At 47.4% G+C, this 22,507-nt stretch carries 18 protein-coding genes, 1 pseudogene and 1 riboswitch; of the genes and pseudogenes, 3 read left to right on the top strand and 16 right to left on the bottom strand.

Going from position 1 to position 22,507, the window contains the following annotated elements; translation table 11 throughout:
- Positions 1–243 precede the first annotated feature (243 nt).
- Positions 244–1,158 carry a LysR family transcriptional regulator gene (locus L5M18_RS19280; protein ID WP_173243112.1) on the bottom strand — a complete coding sequence of 305 codons (915 nt, stop codon included), beginning with the start codon at positions 1,156–1,158 and terminating at the stop codon, positions 244–246.
- A gap of 96 nt (positions 1,159–1,254) precedes the next feature.
- Here L5M18_RS19280 and L5M18_RS19275 point away from each other — a divergent pair, with 96 nt between their 5' ends.
- Positions 1,255–2,322, top strand: coding sequence for a tartrate dehydrogenase (locus L5M18_RS19275; protein ID WP_263198284.1), 1,068 nt, complete (start codon positions 1,255–1,257; stop codon positions 2,320–2,322).
- 128 nt (positions 2,323–2,450) lie between these two features.
- Here L5M18_RS19275 and L5M18_RS19270 read toward each other — a convergent pair whose 3' ends face one another.
- Positions 2,451–2,909, bottom strand: coding sequence for a GNAT family N-acetyltransferase (locus L5M18_RS19270; protein ID WP_263198283.1), 459 nt, complete (start codon positions 2,907–2,909; stop codon positions 2,451–2,453).
- Between the two features lie 117 nt (positions 2,910–3,026).
- Between L5M18_RS19270 and L5M18_RS19265 the strand changes: the two genes are divergently transcribed.
- Positions 3,027–4,490 carry a PLP-dependent aminotransferase family protein gene (locus tag L5M18_RS19265; protein WP_263198281.1) on the top strand — a complete coding sequence of 488 codons (1,464 nt, stop codon included), beginning with the start codon at positions 3,027–3,029 and terminating at the stop codon, positions 4,488–4,490.
- 9 nt (positions 4,491–4,499) lie between these two features.
- Here L5M18_RS19265 and L5M18_RS19260 read toward each other — a convergent pair whose 3' ends face one another.
- The 11 genes from L5M18_RS19260 to L5M18_RS19210 form a co-directional block, all read right to left on the bottom strand.
- Positions 4,500–4,883 carry an MAPEG family protein gene (locus L5M18_RS19260; protein WP_263198279.1) on the bottom strand — a complete coding sequence of 128 codons (384 nt, stop codon included), beginning with the start codon at positions 4,881–4,883 and terminating at the stop codon, positions 4,500–4,502.
- Positions 4,884–4,966: 83 nt separating this feature from the next.
- Positions 4,967–5,794, bottom strand: coding sequence for a cobalamin-binding protein (locus L5M18_RS19255; protein ID WP_131525603.1), 828 nt, complete (start codon positions 5,792–5,794; stop codon positions 4,967–4,969).
- Between the two features lie 76 nt (positions 5,795–5,870).
- Positions 5,871–6,905, bottom strand: coding sequence for a DUF2235 domain-containing protein (locus L5M18_RS19250; protein ID WP_263198277.1), 1,035 nt, complete (start codon positions 6,903–6,905; stop codon positions 5,871–5,873).
- A gap of 216 nt (positions 6,906–7,121) precedes the next feature.
- Complete coding sequence (gene cobO, locus L5M18_RS19245; protein WP_198571815.1) at positions 7,122–7,745, bottom strand: cob(I)yrinic acid a,c-diamide adenosyltransferase; 624 nt, start codon at positions 7,743–7,745, stop codon at positions 7,122–7,124.
- 44 nt (positions 7,746–7,789) lie between these two features.
- Complete coding sequence (locus tag L5M18_RS19240; protein ID WP_263198275.1) at positions 7,790–9,433, bottom strand: cobyric acid synthase; 1,644 nt, start codon at positions 9,431–9,433, stop codon at positions 7,790–7,792.
- 105 nt (positions 9,434–9,538) lie between these two features.
- Positions 9,539–10,150 carry a bifunctional adenosylcobinamide kinase/adenosylcobinamide-phosphate guanylyltransferase gene (cobU, locus tag L5M18_RS19235; protein WP_263198274.1) on the bottom strand — a complete coding sequence of 204 codons (612 nt, stop codon included), beginning with the start codon at positions 10,148–10,150 and terminating at the stop codon, positions 9,539–9,541.
- On the bottom strand, positions 10,147–10,935 hold the full coding sequence (locus tag L5M18_RS19230; RefSeq protein WP_028759425.1) for an adenosylcobinamide-GDP ribazoletransferase: 789 nt from the start codon (positions 10,933–10,935) through the stop codon (positions 10,147–10,149). The genes cobU and L5M18_RS19230 overlap by 4 nt, the downstream gene beginning before the upstream one ends.
- A gap of 105 nt (positions 10,936–11,040) precedes the next feature.
- On the bottom strand, positions 11,041–12,123 hold the full coding sequence (cobT, locus tag L5M18_RS19225) for a nicotinate-nucleotide--dimethylbenzimidazole phosphoribosyltransferase (protein ID WP_105251613.1): 1,083 nt from the start codon (positions 12,121–12,123) through the stop codon (positions 11,041–11,043).
- A 151-nt stretch (positions 12,124–12,274) separates the two neighbouring features.
- Complete coding sequence (locus L5M18_RS19220) at positions 12,275–13,405, bottom strand: FecCD family ABC transporter permease (RefSeq protein ID WP_263198272.1); 1,131 nt, start codon at positions 13,403–13,405, stop codon at positions 12,275–12,277.
- Positions 13,402–14,289, bottom strand: coding sequence for an ABC transporter ATP-binding protein (locus L5M18_RS19215; protein WP_263198271.1), 888 nt, complete (start codon positions 14,287–14,289; stop codon positions 13,402–13,404). The genes L5M18_RS19220 and L5M18_RS19215 overlap by 4 nt, the downstream gene beginning before the upstream one ends.
- 99 nt (positions 14,290–14,388) lie before the next feature.
- Positions 14,389–14,565, bottom strand: a riboswitch (cobalamin riboswitch).
- Between the two features lie 221 nt (positions 14,566–14,786).
- Positions 14,787–15,512: a histidine phosphatase family protein gene (locus L5M18_RS19210; protein WP_263198269.1), complete on the bottom strand. Its 726-nt coding sequence runs from the start codon at positions 15,510–15,512 to the stop codon at positions 14,787–14,789.
- Positions 15,513–15,781: 269 nt separating this feature from the next.
- On the opposite strand from L5M18_RS19210, the gene metH reads away from it, so the two are divergent.
- Positions 15,782–19,516 (top strand): methionine synthase, encoded by a 3,735-nt coding sequence (metH, locus tag L5M18_RS19205; RefSeq protein ID WP_263198267.1) that lies wholly within the window; start codon positions 15,782–15,784, stop codon positions 19,514–19,516.
- Between the two features lie 928 nt (positions 19,517–20,444).
- Here metH and L5M18_RS19200 read toward each other — a convergent pair.
- The 3 genes and pseudogenes from L5M18_RS19200 to L5M18_RS19190 form a co-directional block, all read right to left on the bottom strand.
- A complete protein-coding gene (locus L5M18_RS19200; protein ID WP_263198266.1) occupies positions 20,445–20,789 on the bottom strand; it encodes a hypothetical protein in 345 nt (114 codons plus the stop codon).
- Positions 20,790–21,241: 452 nt separating this feature from the next.
- Positions 21,242–22,213: a hypothetical protein gene (locus L5M18_RS19195; RefSeq protein WP_263198265.1), complete on the bottom strand. Its 972-nt coding sequence runs from the start codon at positions 22,211–22,213 to the stop codon at positions 21,242–21,244.
- 63 nt (positions 22,214–22,276) lie between these two features.
- Positions 22,277–22,507: pseudogene (locus L5M18_RS19190) on the bottom strand (IS4 family transposase); the annotation flags it as partial.

Here is a 22,507-nt window from a genome sequence, read left to right as displayed (position 1 = left end):
AAAACGGTAGCAATGGGATTAGCCAATACATCGGGGGCGTAAGGTAACAGTAAAAACCTGACAGTTTGCTTAATAGATATACAAAATGACCTATTACGATCATTTTTTAAGGAGAATAGGACGAGCGCCTTCTTGGCCGCCTCTTGACCCAATGTCAGCAATTAAATCCAACATCTTGATTTATTTAAACTCAATATAAAAATAGCGAGCGTTCACTCGCCCATAGAGATTGGCGAAATAAAATCAACTTATTCCAGTGCCAGCAAAACGAGGTAATGCCTCTTCAAGATAGGCGACGCAGGTGCGAAGTTTGGCAGACGTTTCTAATCGTGAGGCATAAATTACATGAATTTCAGCGGATTGATGATACTCGGGGAGTACTCTGACTAATCTGCCGCTTAAGAAATCTTGCTGTAAATCCCAGATGGAGCGCAACATAATACCGTGGCCTTTAAGGCACCACTGCTTAGCGACTGTGCCATTATTGGTCATCAATGAAGCCGCTAAATCAACCGAGGCTATGCCAGCCGCACTTTCCAATCGCCACACTCTATGGTTTTGATCGCGCTCGCGGATCCCTATGCACTTATGCTCGGCTAATGCCGCGAGATTGTTTGGCATGCCATGCGTGTCGATATAGGTCGGCGATGCCGCCAATACCCGATAATTACTCGCAAGACGCTTAGCTATCATTTGCGGTGGCAATTCGCCACCGACACGGATCTCCAGATCAAAACCTTCAGAGACCAGATCGACTGGGCGGTCGAGCAACTCTAAATCAACTTCTAATTCGGGATAGTGGAACACGAGGTCTGAAATAATCGGCGCAATACAGTGGCTGCCAAATCCTGTGCTAGTTGCGATACGTAATCGCCCCCGTGGCACTTGCTGCTCTAAGCTAATTTCAAGGCTCATTTGCTCCATGGTATCGAGCAAACGTTCGGACCATTCCAAGGCAATCTTGCCCTCTAAGGTGAGGCTGACACTTCTGGCAGAGCGCAGAAACAAGCGTACTCCGAGCGCTTTTTCTAATAGGCCAATGCGTTTACTCACATACGCTGGAGAAAAAGATAATTGCTCCGCAGCGGCTGTAAATCCCCCGCTTGTAGCGGCGATAACAAAGACCCGTAAATCTTCAAGTGGCGGCAGTTGACTCACGATTCGTAATCCTTAACAAAACATTTAGCCTATTCATACACGATACGAATATGGAATAACATACAAAAAACGCAGAATCCCCTATTGGAGTCGAAGATGTCTAAGGTAAAAATCGCCGTAATTGCCGGAGATGGCATAGGTACTGAAGTGATCCCAGAAGGGATACGCACACTCGAAGCCGCAGGAAAAATCTTAGGTGTGACGTTTGAGTGGACCTATTTCGACTGGTCCTGTGAAACCTACCATAAAACCGGTCGCATGATGCCAGAGGATGGACTTGAGCAACTAAAATCCTTTGATGCCATCTACTTAGGCGCTGTTGGATTTCCAGGAGTTCCCGACCATATTTCACTCTGGGGATTGCTGCTACCGATCCGCAGAGCCTTTGAGCAATACGTGAACCTTAGGCCTATTCGGTTATTTGAAGGCGTGCCCTGCCCACTCGCGGGCAAAAAACCCGGCGATATCGATTTTTATGTAGTACGTGAAAACGTGGAAGGCGAATATTCCGCCGTCGGCGGCATTCAATATGAAGGCACTGAACATGAGATAGTCTCCCAGCAGAGCATTTTTACCCGTCGTGGCACAGACCGCATCTTAAAATATGCCTTCGATTTAGCCCAAAGCCGCAAGGCAAAGCACTTAACCTCAGCGACCAAATCCAATGGCATATTTCACTCTATGCCCTATTGGGATAGTCGCGTCGTGAAAATGGCAAAACAGTATCCCAATGTTAAGGTCGACCAATATCATATCGATATTCTGACGGCAAATTTCGTGCTGAAACCCGAGCATTTTGACGTGGTTGTTGGCTCAAATTTGTTTGGCGATATCCTGTCTGATCTTGGCCCTGCGTGCACTGGCACTATCGCCATTGCCCCTTCGGCGAACATCAATCCAAGCAAGGAATTTCCGTCGATGTTTGAGCCAGTTCATGGTTCAGCGCCAGATATTGCAGGCCAAGGTATTGCCAATCCTTTAGGCACAATTTGGGCGGGCGCTATGATGATGCAACATTTAGGTTATGGCGCAATGCACGACCTGATACTCAGCGCGATAGAAAACGTATTGAAAGATAAGCAGTCTTTAACCCGCGATATGGGCGGAACGGCAAATACTTGGGAACTGACCGATGCGGTGATCGCTGCGATTAGTCGCAATTAAAACGTGCATTAAAACCTAATGCTAAAAGCCCTTTAGCATTAGGGTTGAAAGGATTTTAGACTATCAAGCACCTGATAATAAATGCATTAATAAGCTAGCCAGTTAATGCATTTATTAAAGGCCCCTCCTTACAGCGGCATTCTGTACTCAATGACTCCCGGTTTTTCACCAATCCAGTTATAGAGTTTTTGCGCGGTTAAATTTGTTTCCTGTGTATGCCAGTACAGGCGCGCGCAGTTGTGTTCAATGGCCGCTTGCTTTACATGCTCAATCAATTGTTTTCCAACATGTTGACCCCTTGCCGTTGGGGCAACAAACAAGTCTTCAAGATAACAATAATCCGTTTCGGCCCATGTAGAACGATGAAAAACATAGTGCACAAAACCGAGTAAGTTTTGGCCCTCTCTTGCGACGGCGCAATAAATAGGTTCTTGGTCATCGAAGAATCGGCGCCACGTGGCTTGGGTGGTCGCTTCCGATAACGCCACTTTGTAAAAAGTCTGGTAATCACGCCAGTGTGGTAACCAGAGTGAATAGTCCGTTTCTTTAACCATATCAATGGTTACTGTTAGTGATTGGCTGGACATTAGCGCACTCCTTGAAATTAAGTAAATGGTCTCAGTTTTACTGAAGCAAGATTCTAGATTCAATTGTGGTACTGCATAAGGTACACTTTTTGTATTTTTTACAGTACCAGTTAGCAAATGAAAAAACCTCAATCCAATTTCCCTCACTTGCAACTCAAAGATGGCATCCTCAAAGATCAGCTTTATCATGCGTTTAGAGAGGCCATTCTTGATGGACGTTTACACCCGCGAATGAAACTCCCATCCAGCAGAGCCTTGTCGGAAACCATGCAGATTTCACGTAACTCAGTACTGCAAGGGTTTGAGCGCCTGATTGATGAAGGCTATCTGCTGACTAAACCGGGATCGGGCACTTATGTGTCAGATACCATTCCCGATGAATTGATCGATATTCCAAACCGTGCCAGAGAAAGCGCTCAAGCCTTTGATTCCGAATTAGAAATTAATCCACAGCTAATAGAAATGGCGCGACTGAAAGCGAAGGGGAATACGGACCACAGCCATAGCATGTTTAATATTGGCGTCGGATGCGTCGATCTTTTCCCACACCAACTTTGGGGGCGGCTGTTAGGCCGAGTTTGGCGGCAATCGCGTAAAACCTTAGGTAAATCAAACCATAGCGCGGGGTATTTACCGCTGCGTGAGGCGATAAGTGACTATGCGCGTTCGACCCGTGGCCTCAATTGCACACCTGAGCAGATCATCATAGTCAATGGAACTCAGCAGGCCATTAACCTCACGGCGCAGGTACTACTCCAACAGGGAGATGAAGTCTGGCTTGATGAACCTGGATATGACGGGGCTTTAGGCGCTTTTCTCTCGCAAAATATGCAAGTTCGTCCTGTGAGTGTTGATGATGAGGGCACAAATATTGCCGATGCGATACAGCGGTATCCTGCAGTGAAACTGGCTTTTACCGCGCCCTCACACCAATTTCCCCTCGGCGGTATGCTAAGTCTGCCACGACGATTGGCCTTACTCGATTGGGCCGCTGAGCAGAGTAAATGGATTTTAGAAGATGACTATAATAGCGAGTTTCGTTATAGCGCCCGTCCGATACAGGCATTACAGGGGCTCGATAAACATCAAAGGGTGATCTACGCTGGCACCTTTTCCAAGATGCTGCTGCCCGAATTGCGCCTCGGCTTTTTAGTGGTGCCCCCTAAACTGATACAGGCTTTCCAGTTGGCAAAGCATTACGCCGATACGCACACGGCTCACCTAGAGCAAGCTACATTAGCGTTGTTTATCGCCGAAGGACATTATGCACGGCATGTTCGCCGAGTGCGAAAAGCCTGCTTAGCACGCCAAACGGCGCTAATCGCGGCAATTGAGCAGTATCTGCCCGACAAATTGTCCGTTCAAACCTCTGACTCAGGTATTCACCTCGTGTGTTGGCTAAAAGGCGACTTGACCGAAGAGGAAGTGCTCAACAAATGCCGCCAAATACGTTTGGGGGCACAGCCTTTGTCTCGATATTGCCAAGCGCCCTATCCAAGGCAAGCTATCTTACTGGGCTATGCCGCTCATACGCCTGATGATCTGCGGGAAAGTATCAAAAAACTGGCGCAGATCCTTTAATATCCAAGCTTAAAAAGCCTGAAAGAAAATCCCGAAAGCACTGAAGATGGCAACAAACCATGTGAGGGATCTTAAGGTGCCTTTGTTGGCAAGATAGAGGATGTGATACACAAAGCGGGCGCCTACATGGACGATGGCGAGCCACTCAGTGGTGGGATTCACTTTGCCCGTGGCGATAACCACTAATACGGCTAGGCCAAACACCAGCAATGATTCAAAGGCATTTTGATGTCCCGCTAAAGCGCGAGCGCCAAAACCGGTTAGCTGTGCTTGCTGAGCACGGGGATGATTATTATCGTAACCACCCGTCTTTGCCATCGCCCAAGCGACGGGGCCTTTGGCGAGATAGGGTAATAACATGGCGATAAACAAACAGATTAAGAGGGTATTCATTGGGCTTCCTTGTTTTTATTCATAGTGTAGTTATCTATCCTCTCGGCGGTTATGCCAAAAGTAAAGATAGGTTACAAATTAGGTTAACGCGCTTTATCCAAGGCATCACATAAGGCTTGAACGCCAAGTAAAGCTCTGGGCGTCGCGCGGTGTAATAAATCGGCATTGAGTTGATAAATATGCTGTTTCTTCACGGCAGGAATTTCTGGCCATTGGCGCCAATCAACCCCTTTCACATTACCTTCTTCTTCACTTTGCAAAATCACCTCGGGCAAGGTCAGCAAGACGTTTTCTAAACTGACTTGCGGATAATCACTGGCAGCATCGTAAAACACATTTTGTCCATGGCACACACTGATGATCTGTTGGATCCAACTGTTTTTAGAGACTGTCATCAAGGGGGTCGACCAGAGTTGATAGAATACCTTAGGTTCTGATTTTTTAGCATTTTCAACCCGCAATCGGATAAGCTCAGCGCGATAAGCGGCCGCAGCCTTGCTTGCTTCTTCAACATGCCCCGTAAGTTGGCCTAACTCTTCAAGCTCCTTGGCGACGCCTTCTAAGGTTTTAGGATCGCTACCATAAAGGTTAAATCCTAACGTCCTAAGCTGGTTGATATCTTCGGCTTTATTACCCGAATCCCACACCACAATCAGATCGGGATTAAGCTCCATCACCCGCTCCATTTGAATGCCATAGTAACCCCCAATACGCGGGATATTTTTTGCCGCCTCGGGATAATCCGCATAATCGGTTGCGGCCACAATTGTATCGCCCGCACCTATGGCGTAAAGCATTTCCACCGCATGGGGCGAGAGCGCAATAATGCGTTTAGCGGGCTCGGCCAATACGCTATGGGGAAAAAACAAGCTGAGCCCAAAAACGAGTCCAGCTAAGTGTCGCTTAATCATGATATGCCTTAGTATTTATCCCCAAACCGCCTGAAGATGCAGGCGTAGTAGCTTCAGGTCACTTGGGGTTATAGAGTTAAACTAGCTGCTCTGGCCAGCCATAGTGTTCGATATAAGTTTGTAGATTCTTCGGGCGATACTGAGGATCTTGATCCCAGCGGGCCTTCACCGAATGATGCAAAAGTACTGGGACTTGCTCAGGGTCGAGTGGTCGCAAATATTCCTGTTTTATCCGATAAAAACTGCGTCTCGAGTCATGTAAGGTCGCAAGCGGATTTGGATGCACACTCGCAGCTAAGTGTGGCTCTATGCTTAAATTAAATTTCTGCGCCTCGGATATCATCCACAACAGTGCAATATCCGACAACAATGAACCGTCTTTATCGGGTTTATAACTGCCGCCAATATTGCTATGGGCGCCCGCAAACCACACTTGCTGCATGTCCATATTGTCACGCAGTTGCCAAATGGTCGGCTCAAAATCACTGCGATGTTCATCTATGGCTAACGCATGACGGGCAACGCGCACATTGCGGCCAATTTTAGTGTCGTAAAACTCGTCTTTATCTTCGAACAAGCCTAAAAATGAAATAGGGATCCCCATAGCACCCACGGTATCCCACACACCAACAAACTTGATTTCCCGTGATTCATGACTGTATCTCGCTCTAAATTCGAGGGATTTTTCACCATCAGGCGCAAAGGGCGCACTGCTTTTTTTATAGTGGTCGAAAGCTTGTTGAATCAACGCCGCATCGGGGCGTTTAAGTATGCCGCAGTTATTAATCAAACCACACAAGCAACGCACAGTGTAAGCACCACGGCTAAAACCAAAGAGATAAATCTCATCGCCAGGGGAATAGTTTTGCACTATATAGCGATACCCATCCATAATATTTTTATGTAAACCACGCCCTGTTGCGCCACCGATGGTTTGATCGTAATAGGAACCCACGCCCCAGTCATAAAATACCTGTTGGGGTTTACCATCGGCCGCTATCGGGCTAATCGCCCGCGCGAGGCGCAGCACATTGGTGGGGAAATCGACCTTAAGATCTTTCTCAGGCCGATTCCAAGTCCCATCGGCACAAATCACGATACGCTTATTCATAGGATCATCCTTGAGAACGCTTTGAACACTGAACGGCTAGAGGCTAACCCATAGTCGCTAACAGCAAATTGTCGCTAGTTGCTAGTCACTAATAGGCAGTTACTAATCCTCAAACTTAGCGCATTTTATGCCTGTGCTAAAGCCATTCGCGCGTCTTACTGAACATTGCAACCAACAATGCTGCATCACTTATAAGCCGACTTTTACAAGGTTCGATTAGTAATCAAAACCTTGCTGTGCCTTGATACCCGCTTCGAAGGCGTGTTTCAACGGCTGCACTTCGCTGACAGTATCGGCAAGTTCAATAATGGCGCGATGACAGGCCCGACCCGTAATAATCACATGCTGCATGGGTGGACGATTTTTAAGTGCGCTAAGCACACGTTCCACATCCAGATAGTGATAGCTCACCATGTAGGTGAGTTCATCGAGCATCACGCAATCTATGCTCTCATCTTGCAGCAGCTTTTCGGCGGCTTCCCAAGCGAGTACAGCGGCGGCGGTATCCTTTTCTTTATCTTGGGTTTCCCAGGTAAAACCTGTGCCCATTACATGAAACTCAACCCCTGCACCTTCGAGTAAATTGCGCTCACCGCACTCCCAAGTGCCTTTGATAAATTGCACTACCGCGGCTTTTTTACCGTGACCGACGGCGCGGGCCACTGTACCAAAACCTGAGGTCGATTTGCCTTTACCGTTACCAGTTAACACCAGCAGAATCCCCTTCTCCTCTTGGGCGGCGGCAATTTTAGCATCCACACCGGCTTTCACTTTCTGTTGGCGAGCCTTGTGGCGTTCGGCCTTGATTTGCGCTTGTTCGTTGTCGTTCTGTGCTGTCATGGTCTTCTCTTCACTCTGCGGCTAAAAATGTCTGCTTCTAAAACTTATGCTTCTAAAATTGGCTGTAATTTTTGCATGTCTAAATGCTCAGCTAACACATCGGCTAAACGATCGAGTTGCTGCTCACGTATTTGATTGATATCTATCGCCTTAGCATCGTTTAATCCCGCCCAGCGCAAAATCAACTGACACGCATCAGGGCTATCAAACAGCCCATGTAAATAAGTGCCAAGGATTTGCCCGTCATCGCTTTGCAGGCCATCAGCAAAGCTCACAGATGTGGATTCAGGGATTAACTGCAAGGGCGCATTCGTTTGTTCAAGCCTAGGGATAAGATAGCTTGATTCACCGCAGTGGATTTCATAGCCCTTAACAGCAACCTTTTGCCCAAGTAACGTTAGCTCACCTCTCACTCGCCGTAACTGTTTTTCGGCTTTCAGTTCTGTGCTCAGCGGCAGGTAGCCAAGTCCTGCGGTATCACCCGCACTGTCTTCAATGCCTAAGGGATCGGTAATACTTTGGCCTAACATTTGATAGCCGCCACAAACGCCTAGCACTTTTCCGCCGTAACGCAGGTGAGTGGCGATATCCTTATCCCAACCTTGCTGGCGTAAAAAGGCCAAATCGGCGCGCACATTCTTACTGCCGGGCAAGATCAATATATCGGCGGCGGGCAAATGAGTCGCGTGACTCGCGGCTTGAGTTTGCAACGACACATAGTCAAAATCGATATCGGGATGCAACCGCAGCGGATCAAAATCCGTGTGATTACTGATCCTTGGGTATACTAATACCCGCACTTTTAAACGGCTGTTAGCGCCTTTAGTCGGCGAGCTTATCAGCGCATCTTCGGCATCGAGATGTAAATCATGCAGATAAGGCAACACACCTAAAACAGGCTTGCTCGTATAAGCTTCAAGCCAATCGAGACCAGATTGCAACAGGCTAATATCACCACGGAAACGGTTGATCACAAAGCCCTTTACCCGCGCCTGTTCAGACTCAGATAACAGCGCCAGCGTCCCGACCAAATGGGCAAATACGCCGCCCTTGTCGATATCGGCAATGATGATCACAGGGCAATCTACGGCTTCGGCAAATCCCATGTTGGCAATATCACCTTCGCGCAGATTGATCTCCGCCGGACTGCCCGCGCCTTCCACCACTATGGTTTGATACTGGGCTGTCAATCGCTCGAAGGACTCCAGCACAGCGCCAAGCGCCATTGCCTTGTAATCCTTAGATTTAGGCCCAAAAAAGGCCGAGGCTTCGAGTGTCGTCAGGGCTTTGCCATGAACGATAATTTGCGCGCCCGTGTCCGAGCTAGGCTTAAGCAGAATGGGATTAAAATCGGTATGGGGCTCAAGATAACAGGCCGCGGCTTGCAAGGCCTGTGCGCGGCCAATCTCGCCGCCATCAATAGTAACAGCGCTATTGAGCGCCATATTTTGCGGCTTAAAGGGCGCAACCTTAATCCCCTGACGGGCGAGCAAACGACAAATGCCTGCGACTAAGGTGCTCTTGCCCGCATCCGATGTAGTGCCCTGCACCATCAAAACTTTTGCGCGACGAGGTGAATTAACAGCAGGCGTATTCACCACAAGATTAGCAGCAAAATGAATAGCTAAAGCGTCAGCGGTATCGAGTGCATTAGCACAGCCTGTGTTGTCTGTGTTTGGAGAGGACATAGGTTTAAAAGGCTTATTCTAGTTTGCAGTCATTAACATAACAGTTCAGTCTAAAAATCACTTAAGTATGCAACTTAAGCTTAAAACGTGGACTGTGCCCAAAGTCTAAAGTGGTTTCAATGCTAAGGGTAAACCAGCGACCACTAAGGTGACATTATCCGCTAAGGTCGCCACAGCTTGATTTAACCAGCCCGCTTCATCGACAAATTGTCGGCTCAACTCACCTAAGGGCACTATGCCAGAACCGACTTCGTTACTGATCAAAATCACCACTCCCTCAAGCTCAACGAGGGAATCCACAAACGCCGTTTTCTCGGCCTGCCAACTCGCATGAGCTTTATCGTCAGAGGTTGAAACGGCAAAGTCAGTCGCATTCCACTCAGTCGGCGCGGGGTCATCATCGATGTTAACGTTCGATGCAAGTAATTGATTCGTTAACCAAAGGGTTAAACAGTCTACTAAAATCACTCGCCCAGGTTTTGCTAACCGTTTTAGCAGTGCAGTGAGGGCGAGCGACTCTTCAAACAATTGCCATTCGATACCATCGTCCGATCGTCCCGCTTGATGCTTGGCGATACGTGTCGCCATTTCATCATCTAGCGCCTGCGCCGTCGCCACATAGCATGCATCGAAGCCGAGCGCAGTGTACTGACGCACTAAGGCTTCGCCGTAGCGACTCTTACCGCTACGGGCGCCGCCTAGGACGAGGTGGATCACAGTATGTTACCCACAACGAGCAATACAAAATAACACACGATTTCAGATATTTGCTGCGCCGCGCCTAAGGTATCACCCGTGTAACCGCCAATCTGGCGTCTAAAGATCACTATGATCAAACGGCGCAGTCCTATCATCACCAATAGCAATGACAATGCCGCTAACCCCTTGAGGAATAACAGCACTAATACGCCGCTGGCGATCAGGATAAGCAGCTCATTAATGCCTTGATGTTGCGATAGCGGCTTAGACTTACTGGTCTCGTCATCGCGGACATACTTTTCGCTAAAAATGATACTGGCTGATACCACACGGCTCACTGTGTGCGCGACGATAAGTGCTGAACCCGCAACGACAGGATCGTACAGGGCCAACTCGACTAGCAACTGCCATTTCAGCAGCAGGGCCAACATCAGCGCCAGTGCGCCATAACTGCCAAGGCGCGAGTCTTTCATGATCCGCAGCTTGTCTTCAGCCGTCCAACCCCCGCCAAAACCGTCGAAGGTATCGGCGAGGCCATCCTCATGGAATCCGCCCGTGAGCAAGACGCCAACCAACATAGCTAAAAGAACAGAAACGCCGGCGGGGAGCCAGTTCTGCGTCAGCCAAAACACTATGGCGCTTAACAAGCCGACCAGAAGACCGACGAGACCGAAATAACGGCTGGCCTTATTCAACTTATCGCTATCGACTTCGACCCACTTAGGCATAGGAATGCGGGTAAAATAGCCCATGGCAACTAAAAATAAATCTATCTCTTTGTGCCAGCTTTCGCGTTCTGACATAAAGCATCCTTAGTGAATTCACACTTGCTGCAAGGTTTAAAATTAAAACGGTTGGCTAAAGGCTATTATTTTAAATAAGTAAAATAAGCGACTTAGCAGAGCACATCATACAACAGCCTCAATCCCCGCATCACTAAAACTCGCCATTTGATTGTAAAAATTTACTGAGGCTTGAATAAGCGGCAATGCCAAGGCCGCCCCCGTACCTTCGCCTAATCTCAGCCCTAGGGATAATAAAGGTTTAGCCTGCAAAAATTCTAACATTCGCAGATGACCTTGCTCATCGGATTGATGGGCAAAAATCAAATAATCACGCACATTGGGGGCGATTTGCACTGCGACTAATGCTGCCGCTGTCGCGATAAAACCGTCCACGACCACCAGCATTTTACGTTCAGCGGCAGCTAACATAGCCCCCGTCATCTGCACAATTTCAAAGCCTCCTAGGCAAGCTAACACTGACTTAGGTCCAGTTAAGGCGCTTTGATGCAGCAATAACGCGAGCTCAATCAGCATCAGTTTACGTTCTAAGGTTTCGCTATTAATGCCCGTACCACGGCCGACACAATCAATCACATCCAGCTGCATAATCGCCGCCATAATGGCCGCAGCAGAGGAGGTATTGCCTATGCCCATTTCACCAAAGGCGACTAAGTTACAACCCGCTTGATGGTGACGTTCAATCAAATCGCGCGCCATAGCAAAGCCTTTATCGACGGTTTCAAGCGCCATTGCTGGCTCTAAATGGATTGCCCCCGTTCCAGCACCAAGACGTTGATCAATAATGCCTTCAACCCCTTCAACTGGCGTTAAAATACCGCAATCGATCACTTCGAGCTTAAAGCCCACCTGCCGACAAAAAACGTTAATCGCCGCGCCGCCATGGGCAAAGTTTTGCACCATTTGGTGAGTCACTTCGCTAGGGGCAATCGACACGCCTTCTGCGGCAATGCCATGATCCCCCGCAAACACTAACATGGTTGGATGGACTATTTTGAGCACATCCGTTTGTGGCTGCTCCGTTTGTTGCAAATCAGTCGCTTGCACGCGGGCAATCTGCAAGGCTAAGGATTCGAGCTGACCTAAGGCACCGGGCGGCTTAGTCTTAAGATCAATTTTCTGCAGAATCACCAGATCCTGCGCTTTACTCACAGGGCTTATTTGAAAAGACACGGCTGACTGAGACATCCACACTCCACTTTGTAATCTACATTAAATAACCACAACGCATCCCGCGTCTATGACGAACATGTCCAATTTTGCATTTCCAATCGCGGGGCAGATATCAACAGAAATGCTGATTATCTCGCCAGTTTGCGCTTGCTAGATGACTCTAGGATTACGCCATGACTCTGCGTTTACGTAAAATCAGCAAAAAGAACATGCTACCTATGGCCGCCGTGATAATGCCCACAGGCAACTCTTGATTGCCAAGTAAACAGCGCGCTAATACATCAATCCACACCATAAATAATCCGCCCACCAGCGCCGTTAATAAAATCGGCTGACGACCGGGAAACAGCATGCGTACTGTATGGGGGATCATTAACCCGACAAAACCGATACCGCCGCAGGTAGCCACCAAAATAGCGGTAATCAAGGAGCAGAGCAGCAACATATTGAGCCGCAGCTTAGGCACATTCACCCCTAAGGTATGCGCCGTTTCATCCCCCGCCTGCAACGCCATGATCTGCCGTTTCATGCCTAAAATAATGAATAAACTCGCACCAATCACTAGTGTCGGCAGTACTAACAAGGACCAACTGGCCTTTGAAAAACTGCCTAAACTCCAAAACAGCACAGAGGCTGTCGCCTGCGGACTGGCGAAATACAGCAGCAGACTCGTTAATGCGCCGAACATAAAGGAGGTCGCCACACCAGAGAGCAACATGCGCTCCACTTGGCTATTGAGCCCAAGCCCAGACAAAGCCAGCACTATTAGCACCGACAAACTCGCACCAATAAAAGCGCCCAAGGGCAAGCTAAACCAAAGCAAACCAGACAAGGCGCCCGAACCGCTAAAAAGCCCAGAATGTGCCGCCATGCCCGCATTATCAAAAAATCCAGAGCCAGTGAATAAGGTCAACATCACCACAGCACCAAAGGACGCGCCAGAGCTAATGCCAAACAAATAGGGATCGGCGAGCGGATTGCGAGTCACGGTTTGCAACACACTGCCCGCCAGTGACAAACCCGCACCCGCCACAAAAGCCAGTAAAATGCGCGGTAGCCTGAGCTCCATCACAATGCGCTCAGTCATGCCATTGGCTTGAGTGAGGTTCGTCGCCTTATTGATAAATACTTGAATAACATCCGTAAAACTGATGTTCGCCGCACCAAAACTCGTCGCGGCAATAGGCGTTATCAAAGTGATGACACCTAATACGAGCAGCATCAGTTGTTGTCTCGTCAACGGTGTCACGATACGTCCCAAATATGAGATGAAATATTGTTTACTCCCCTGAGTCATCCACCCTCGCCTCGCTCGTTCAGGCCATGATCTATATGGTGGTAACCATAAAAATAGCTGATTAAGGGCTTTTTATGTTGTGGATGGGGCGATACCTGAGCACACACGCCAAACACATCGCCAATTCGCGCCTCGGTTAATACTTCGGTTGGCGTCCCCATAGCGCTGACTTCCCCGTTATGGATCAACAACAAACTGTCGCACAGGGCACTGGCTAAATTAAGATCATGAATAGAGGCAATCACGCTGATGCCAAGACTACGCACCAATTCGAGGATTTGAATTTGATAGCGCACATCGAGGTGGTTCGTTGGCTCATCGAGGATTAAAAGCTGCGGCTGCTGCACTATGGCGCGGGCAATTAAGGCGCGTTGCTTTTCACCGCCAGATAAGTGCTCATATTGTTGGTGCATCTTATGGCTCAAGCCGACTTTCTCTAAAGCCTTAGCAATACGCTCAGTATCACAGCTCGAATTGGTATCGAACATGCCCTTGTGGGGCGTTAAGCCCATGCTGACCAATTGCTCTGTGGTGAGGTCAAAATAGTGCGGTGTATCCTGCTGCACTACGGCAACGCGACAGGCAAACGCCTTGGGCGACAAACGCTCAATATCTTGATCAAAAAGGGTAATTTTGCCCTGAGTCGGGCGAACAAACCGATACAAACATCGCAACAAGCTAGACTTGCCCGCACCGTTAGGGCCAATCAACCCCAGCATCTGCCCCGTTGGCAGCGTAAAGTTAATATTGGAAAGAATGGTTTTGCCATCGATACACCAGCTCAACTGGCTCACATTGAGCGCGACTGACGGGCTCAATGACGGGTTAGTGTCACTATCATTCACATTCACGGGGCTATTAGTTTGGATTGCGGAAAGTTTCACCTAAGCGGCGCTCCTATCGAGTCCAAACCTGTATAAAAAAAGGTTGTGCACATTGTCATCTGCTCCCTCGAGTCACCCGCTCGAGAACTAAGGCTGCACGCAGCGATAACAGAAATAGGCAGGTCTCCTGACTCGTAGGGAAGAAGATTCGAGATCTTTTTCACTACTCACAGTTGCGGGCACAGTTCGGGCTGACTGACGAGCAGCTCCCCGATTCCCTATTATATTTGGGTTGATATGCTCTTTGTTAACAACGCCACTGTGAATAAAAACAACGGAGCGATTCGAACAAAGAGAGTCTATTCCCAACACCTATTTCTGCGACGTTATCACTCATTGCGCATGTAATACGCTATCTCGTTCAAACGTCAGGGAAAAGCATTATCCTACATCTATCCTATTAGGCAATGCTGTTTAAATCAGAATATTTTCATGTCAGCTTATTCTCGCCAAACAATCACGCCTACACCATAACTCCTAGGTCGTGAAATAAGGCCTCAACACCTGCGCCCACTCGGCCAAGCTAAACGCCAATAGCAGGCACCCAGTTCATCTTGCAGCACATTAATGCTCACCACGGCCGCCACGGGTAAATCGAGTTGACTATAAAACCCCACCGCCCGTTCAACCCCTAAGGCACGCGCCATTAAGTGACGGATCACCCCGCCGTGGGTCACGACCCACACTTGAGTGGCTGGCATATTGTCACAGTTTTCATTAACGGTACTGTTTTCATTACCCATTTTATGTGAGTCAAGGGTCAATCGTTCAAACTCAGCGGCGAGTATCTGGTCAATCGTCCCATTCACCCGCGACTCAAAACTTGCCATAGTTTCACCATTGGGTGGCGGAGTTTGCCAAGGGTTTTGCCAATAGGCCGCTAAACGTTCGCCCTCTTGCTGATACAGCTCATCGAGTCGACGACCGTCCCAATCACCAAAATCAATTTCCTGTAAACCCGACAAAAACTGCGCCTGCAATGGCCTTGACTCAGATACCAGCGCCGCCGTCGAATGCAATTCGGCGGCAAAGGCTTGGGCAAATTCGGCGCAGCGGCGTGAAGTCGAACTGTAAATCGCGCTACAGGTACTTGCCTGCGCCTCAACCGCTGCCGACATTTGCTGCCAGCCCTTTTCGCTTAAAGGCACATCCACACGGCCGCGTAAAATGGCGCCGCCTTCACACTCACCGTGGCGCAACAATAACAATCGAACTTGTTTCATATATGCCTTTTTAGTTAGGGACTAGATACTAAGAACTAAAGCCGAGGGCCTAAATTCTTGATTCTCGATTCTCGCTCCTAATGCCTTTGACTTTCATCTTGCCCTGACAATCATAAGTCGCGTATTATGGACGTCTATACGTTTAAATGTCCAAAACAAATTTTTAAGAACAAGTATTCAAAAAATGTCGGCTGACGACAATAAAATGCACTTAGCATAACAATGGCCGATTTTTGGACTTAACTTAGCTGTATTTAAGGTAATTATTTATGACGATACCCTCTACCAAAGCCGGCCAGATATTGGCAGACATACGCAAACAGCTTGCAGAGCGCATTCTGATCTTAGACGGTGCCATGGGCACTATGATCCAAGGCTACAAGCTGGAAGAAGAGGACTATCGCGGCGAACGCTTTAAAGATTGGCACACTGACGTCAAAGGCAACAACGATTTATTGGTGTTGTCGCAACCCCACATCATCAAACAGATTCACACCGACTACTTAAACGCCGGTGCCGACATCATTGAAACCAACACCTTTAATGCTACTACTATTGCCATGGCCGACTACGACATGCAGTCGCTGTCCGCCGAAATTAACTTAGTCGGCGCGCGCCTCGCCCGTGAAGCCTGTGATGAAGCCTTTGCTGCCACAGGCATTCCACGCTACGTCGCCGGTGTGTTAGGCCCCACTAACCGTACGTGTTCGATTAGCCCTGATGTGAACGACCCTGGCTATCGCAACGTCAGCTTCGATGAGTTAGTGACTGCTTACAAAGAATCTACTAAGGCGCTGATTGAAGGCGGCGCGGATATCATTATGGTCGAGACCATATTCGATACCTTAAACGCCAAAGCCGCGCTGTTCGCAATTGAATCCGTATTCGATGACTTATTTGGTCAGCATTCTAAAGACAGATTGCCGATCATGATTTCGGGCACCATTACCGATGCCTCTGGCCGCACACTGACTGGCCAAACGACCGAAGCCTTTTACAATTCCCTTCGTCATATCAAGCCCTTATCTATCGGTCTTAACTGTGCACTTGGGCCAAAAGAATTGCGCCCCTATGTGGAAGAATTATCCCGCATCAGCGAGTGTTATGTGTCGGCGCATCCGAATGCAGGCCTGCCGAACGAGTTTGGCGGTTACGATGAAACCCCAGAGGATATGGCGAACGTGATCGAAGATTGGGCGCGCGAAGGCATGCTCAATATTATCGGTGGTTGTTGTGGTAGTACGCCTGAACATATCCGCGTGATCCGTGAAGCGGTCGACAGACATAACCCGCGCGTGTTGCCCGATATTCCCGTAGCTTGCCGCTTAGCCGGTTTGGAACCACTGACTATCGACGCCCAATCCCTGTTCGTTAACGTGGGTGAGCGCACCAACGTTACAGGTTCGGCCAAGTTTTTAAAGCTGATCAAAGAAGGCAAGTTTGAGCAGGCGCTCGATGTCGCCCGCGAGCAGGTCGAAAGCGGCGCGCAAATCATCGACATCAACATGGACGAAGGCATGCTCGATGGCGCCGAGATCATGCACAAGTTTTTAAACTTGATTGCCTCTGAGCCCGACATCAGTCGCGTACCTATTATGATCGACTCCTCTAAGTGGGAAGTGATCGAAGCTGGCCTCAAATGTATTCAAGGCAAGGGCATAGTTAACTCGATTTCCCTTAAAGAAGGCGAAGCCAAGTTTATCGAGCAAGCCACCTTAGTGAAACGCTACGGCGCGGCGGCCATTATCATGGCGTTCGACGAACAGGGTCAGGCCGACACTAAAGCGCGTAAAATCGAAATCTGTACCCGCGCCTATCGGGTGCTGGTCGATAAGGTCGGCTTTCCGCCAGAAGACATCATCTTCGACCCGAATATTTTCGCCATCGCCACAGGTATCGATGAACACGACAACTATGCCGTCGATTTTATTGATGCCATTAAAGCGATTAAAGCCACCCTGCCCCACGCGATGATTTCGGGCGGCGTATCGAACGTGTCGTTCTCGTTCCGCGGTAACAACCCAGTGCGCGAAGCGATTCACGCGGTCTTCCTGTACCACGCCATCAAAGTCGGTATGGACATGGGCATTGTCAACGCAGGTCAGTTAGCCATTTACGACGATATCGATCCTGAGCTTAAAGTGCGGGTCGAAAACGTGGTGCTTAACTTGCCCTGCCCAGTTGAAGGCTCAAGCAATACCGAGCAGTTACTTGAAATCGCAGAGAAATTCCGCGGTGATGGCGCGCAGGTGGGCAAGAAAGAAGATTTAGAATGGCGCAGCTGGCCGGTGAGCCAACGCTTATCCCATGCGCTCGTCAAAGGCATTACCGAATTTATCGATGAAGATACCGAAGCCGCTCGCCAAGAAGCGAAACGTCCACTGGATGTGATTGAAGGCGCCTTGATGGACGGCATGAACGTGGTCGGCGACTTGTTCGGCTCGGGCAAAATGTTCCTGCCGCAGGTGGTGAAATCGGCGCGGGTGATGAAAAAAGCCGTGGCTTACTTAAACCCCTATATCGAGCTAGAAAAGGTCGAAGGCCAATCTAACGGCAAGATTTTGATGGTGACAGTAAAAGGTGACGTGCACGATATCGGCAAGAATATCGTCGGCGTGGTGCTCGCCTGTAACGGTTTCGAGGTATTCGATTTAGGTGTGATGGTGTCGGTGGAGCGAATTCTCGACGCCGTGAAAGAACACAATATCGATATCATCGGCATGTCGGGGCTCATCACGCCGAGTCTGGACGAGATGGTGCATAACGTGAAAACCTTCCACCGCGAAGGCTTAACTATTCCGGCGATTATCGGCGGTGCCACTTGCTCTAAAATCCACACAGCGGTGAAGATTGCGCCCCATTATCCCCATGGCGCCATTTATATCGCCGATGCGTCCCGCGCTGTACCTATGGTGAGCAAGCTCATCAACAACGAGACACGCCAAGCGACCATAGACGAAACCTATGCTGAATACGACGACATGCGCACTAAGCGTTTATCCCAAGCCAAGCGCAAAGAGATAGTGTCACTCGAAGCGGCCCGTGAAAACCGCTGCCAACACGATTGGGCCAACTACACCCCGTTTACGCCAAACGTGCTCGGTCGCCAAGTATTTGATAATTATCCATTAGAAGACTTAGTCGAGCGTATCGACTGGACACCGTTTTTCCGCTCGTGGGAACTGCACGGCCACTACCCTGAAATCCTCACCGATAAAGTGGTCGGTGAAGAAGCGCAAAAGCTATTCGCCGATGGTCAGGCCATGCTCAAACAAATCATTGAAGAAAAGTGGCTCACAGCGAAAGCGGTTATCGGCTTATTCCCCGCCAATACCGTCAATTACGACGATATCGAGCTGTACACCGATGAGTCGCGTACCACAGTCGAAATGACCACACATCACCTGCGGATGCAGCTTGAACGTGTCGGCAACGACAACTTCTGCCTATCCGATTTTGTTGCACCAAAAGACTCAGGCGTCGCCGATTACATGGGCGGCTTTGCGGTGACCACAGGCCACGGCATAGACGAACATGTGGCGCGTTTTGAAGCCAACCATGACGACTACAACGCCATCATGCTCAAATGCTTAGCCGACCGTTTGGCCGAAGCCTTTGCCGAGCGGATGCACGAACGGGTACGTAAAGAGTTTTGGGGTTATGCGGCCGATGAGCAGTTAAGCAACGAAGCATTAATCCGCGAGAAATACAAAGGCATACGCCCCGCACCGGGCTACCCAGCTTGCCCAGACCACACAGAAAAAGGCTTGTTATGGGACTTGCTCAAGCCCGATGAGACTATCAACTTGAACATCACCGAAAGCTACGCCATGTTCCCCACAGCGGCAGTATCGGGCTGGTATTTCGCCCACCCGAAATCCCGCTACTTTGGTGTGAGTAACATAGGCCGCGATCAAGTGGAAGATTATGCGAAGCGTAAAGGGATGAGTATTGCGGAAACGGAGAAGTGGCTGGCGCCAGTACTTGACTATGATCCCGAGTAATCATTGGTACTCGTTAATGCCCAAGTTTCACTTGGGAAATTAGACAAAATGTGGAATTAAGGGGCTGAGTCAAGTCATCACCCCTTAATTTTTTGGTTTTAATTTTTAAATTTAAAATCAAAATCAAAATCAAAATCAAAGTCGTGGAATTCCATTCCACACCAGGGCAAGAAGGGGATCAACAGCAATCCCCCTCTTGCATCTCCCCTTGCCGCCCCTAACGAAGTTACATGCATTAGTTACCTGTCTCATACTCCAATAAAAATCGCCTAACGGCTCAGATGGCACATCCATGTGCCCCCGAGCCTGCGCCATCATCCATGATGCCGCAACGGCATTTTTATCTGCGTATTTCGACAACTTCGCCGGGGATCGGTGAACTTCTCTGATATTAGAATTCACTTTTCGCATTGAAAGAGTTATGCCAACTCCACACGCCTTATTGTCCTCAACTTACCAATTTATATAGTAGACTCAAGCTTATTATTGATACTTTTATAAACTAAATATAAGTGTATCAACTCAACCAAAGCGAAATTAACTATTACGACGGTGAAATATTGTAGATCACCCATAGACCATAAGTTAAATAAAAAGAAAACTTCTAGATATCGAAACTTAGACCACCTAAAGTAATTTGACGGATAATCTTTACCTATAAGCATAGGTAACACTTTAAAATTAAAAGTGACTGCAATAGCAATATATACACAAAGCATGCTAAGTAACGAAAATAATAACTTGAAGCTAAAAATATTCATCTGCATAAAAATCGATTCAGACTTAAATTCAACTATCAAATCAACTGCAAGGCCGATAACAAGTGTCAAAGCAAGCACTATGCTCGTACCAAAAAAACTAATTTTTTTCATGCAATTTCCTAAAGATAAAAATTGTGAAATCCCATTCAACACAATGATAAAAAGAGTTAACGAGGGGTATTTAAATGTGACTGAAGTTGATTAATTCGCTCTGGGATCAAATCCATTTTATTGTCGGTGTTTAAGTCATCACAGTTTTCAGCAACAACCCGTTCTACACCAGTTTTATCAGTAAAATAGAGTTTTTCGCAGTCGCATCTCAGTTTGGCGATAATCAGTTTTTCCACTTTAGCTTGGCGAACCTCGGCAACCCAACAGGAATCAGCACAACCGCAGGAGTGATAAATCAACTCCTCGTCAGGGACATGCCAATCAAGCTGATATTCGCCAGCAACCGCATTACCCAAAAATGCCACAAGAGCAAAGAATACGAATAATAAATATCGAATCATTTTTTAATCATCCAAGGCTTATCTGAATTCCGTATGGACTAAGCATTAAACCACATTGTTTAATGCTTAGTCCAAAAAGTCGTGGGGCTTCACCCCACACCCGACCAAGGAGGACTGCTCGTCCTATCCTCCTTGGATTCTCCAAGACGCCCCTAGCGAAGTTAAATGCATTGATTAGTGGCTTCGTGCTTATTCGAAAATTGCTAACGCTTCCGATGGGGCGTCCATTCCCCCCGAAAGCTACGCAGACGTCCTGTCTGCGTCACGCTATTTTCTTCAACGCCCTTCAGCAACTTCGCAGGGGATCGGTGAACTTATCTAAAATTGGAGTGAACTCTTCGAATGAAAAAAGCTATGCATGCTTATCTCTTAGCCAACTTAATAATGGGTTCCCATTAAACCCCATTTTTCCTTTTGACTCACCGGGAGCGTCCATATATGGTTCAATTTTTTTAATTTTCTGGTAGTACTTCATTATACGGCAAGATCTTAGATATAAAATATGAGATGTGTTTTAATATAGGAAATTCTGGATATACATTAGCGTAATATGTAACAACGATGAAAATCAAAAAAGAGCAATATAAATAAATCACAGATGTTTTTTTAAATTCACTTTTAATTATATCTTTTTTGATAAATATAGCGCTAACAATGCAAAGAATTGCTAGTATGAGAGGTGAAAATGCAGTGTATACATTGCTCCTTACAGCCTCATATTTAGATATTTCCCGTTTCTTTGATTCCAGATCTTTTTCTAGAAAAATTATTTTATCGTAATACTCTCTTTCAGCATTAGAGTCAAAGATGATGAGCGGTTTATTTTCAGGTAAACTATTAACAGGCTTTATCGTATCTCGAGAGTCATGAATACTGCCATTTCCAATAGATAGAGGCAAGTAAGATATTGACTTCGCTTTAAGATCACCTCTTATAATATCTACATCCACTTCATAAGATAAGGGGTCTTTAGAGAAGTTACCGTATATGGCAACACTATTTAATATATCAATATTTAGCATGTGTGGTGTAGTATGAAGAAATACTATTATTTTATCTAACAGGCTTGGATTACGTAGTCTAATGTTATCTAATAAATTTATATGGTCAATATTTTCTACAGCCATGAAAACAAGACCACTTTTTTCTATAGCATTTATAATGCGACTTTTTTCCACCTTAAAATCTGCTGATGTATTATACATAGATGGTAGGACATAAGTGCTCATTGAAAGTTCACCATCTAACTCTCTCATGTAAATATCTAATATATTTTTCGTGCCAATTAAAAGTTTATTATTTTCATCAATATACTCTGAGGCACTACCTTGCTTTCCATTGCTAATTTTTATTATTGCTTGACTATACGTCTTTTTTAAATAGTCATTTAGTGAAGTAAATTCACCATTGAAAAGATCTTTCATCTCAAAATCTATAGGATAAAGTCGCTTATAATTCCTTTCCTGCTTTAGCTCTGAAGGATCCCCTCATAAATCAGCCATAGCATAGCCATATTTGAGCAACTGATTGGCGAATAATACCCAGGCCGCCAGCAATTCTTTCTCCGTGATTTGATAATCAGGCCGCCTGAGTACCTCCAATCCCAAGCGAATCGTTGAGAGTACCGTTCGATGCCCAATGGTATTGGCCTGAAAATGCTTATCCCAGCCCTGTTGCTGTGCGTGTAAACCAACTAGCCACAACAGGCATTGAACCAT

Origin of the sequence: Shewanella sp. SM20, from assembly GCF_025654545.1 — a bacterium.
In the GTDB taxonomy this organism is placed as follows: Bacteria; Pseudomonadota; Gammaproteobacteria; order Enterobacterales; family Shewanellaceae; genus Shewanella; species Shewanella oncorhynchi.
Note: the sequence above shows the minus strand (reverse complement) of the source record. Positions and strands in the feature narration are given on the sequence as shown.

What these genes read in the sequence shown, in the direction of transcription:
- L5M18_RS19275 (WP_263198284.1), top strand. Translation starts at nt 1,255, where the DNA reads ATGTCTAAGGTAAAAATCGCCGTAATTGCCGGAGATGGCATAGGTACT.
- L5M18_RS19270 (WP_263198283.1), bottom strand. Translation starts at nt 2,909, where the DNA reads ATGTCCAGCCAATCACTAACAGTAACCATTGATATGGTTAAAGAAACG.
- L5M18_RS19265 (WP_263198281.1), top strand. Translation starts at nt 3,027, where the DNA reads ATGAAAAAACCTCAATCCAATTTCCCTCACTTGCAACTCAAAGATGGC.
- L5M18_RS19260 (WP_263198279.1), bottom strand. Translation starts at nt 4,883, where the DNA reads ATGAATACCCTCTTAATCTGTTTGTTTATCGCCATGTTATTACCCTAT.
- L5M18_RS19255 (WP_131525603.1), bottom strand. Translation starts at nt 5,794, where the DNA reads ATGATTAAGCGACACTTAGCTGGACTCGTTTTTGGGCTCAGCTTGTTT.
- L5M18_RS19250 (WP_263198277.1), bottom strand. Translation starts at nt 6,905, where the DNA reads ATGAATAAGCGTATCGTGATTTGTGCCGATGGGACTTGGAATCGGCCT.
- cobO (WP_198571815.1), bottom strand. Translation starts at nt 7,745, where the DNA reads ATGACAGCACAGAACGACAACGAACAAGCGCAAATCAAGGCCGAACGC.
- L5M18_RS19240 (WP_263198275.1), bottom strand. Translation starts at nt 9,433, where the DNA reads ATGTCCTCTCCAAACACAGACAACACAGGCTGTGCTAATGCACTCGAT.
- L5M18_RS19230 (WP_028759425.1), bottom strand. Translation starts at nt 10,935, where the DNA reads ATGTCAGAACGCGAAAGCTGGCACAAAGAGATAGATTTATTTTTAGTT.
- cobT (WP_105251613.1), bottom strand. Translation starts at nt 12,123, where the DNA reads ATGTCTCAGTCAGCCGTGTCTTTTCAAATAAGCCCTGTGAGTAAAGCG.
- L5M18_RS19220 (WP_263198272.1), bottom strand. Translation starts at nt 13,405, where the DNA reads ATGACTCAGGGGAGTAAACAATATTTCATCTCATATTTGGGACGTATC.
- L5M18_RS19210 (WP_263198269.1), bottom strand. Translation starts at nt 15,512, where the DNA reads ATGAAACAAGTTCGATTGTTATTGTTGCGCCACGGTGAGTGTGAAGGC.
- metH (WP_263198267.1), top strand. Translation starts at nt 15,782, where the DNA reads ATGACGATACCCTCTACCAAAGCCGGCCAGATATTGGCAGACATACGC.
- L5M18_RS19200 (WP_263198266.1), bottom strand. Translation starts at nt 20,789, where the DNA reads ATGATTCGATATTTATTATTCGTATTCTTTGCTCTTGTGGCATTTTTG.
- L5M18_RS19195 (WP_263198265.1), bottom strand. Translation starts at nt 22,213, where the DNA reads ATGAAAGATCTTTTCAATGGTGAATTTACTTCACTAAATGACTATTTA.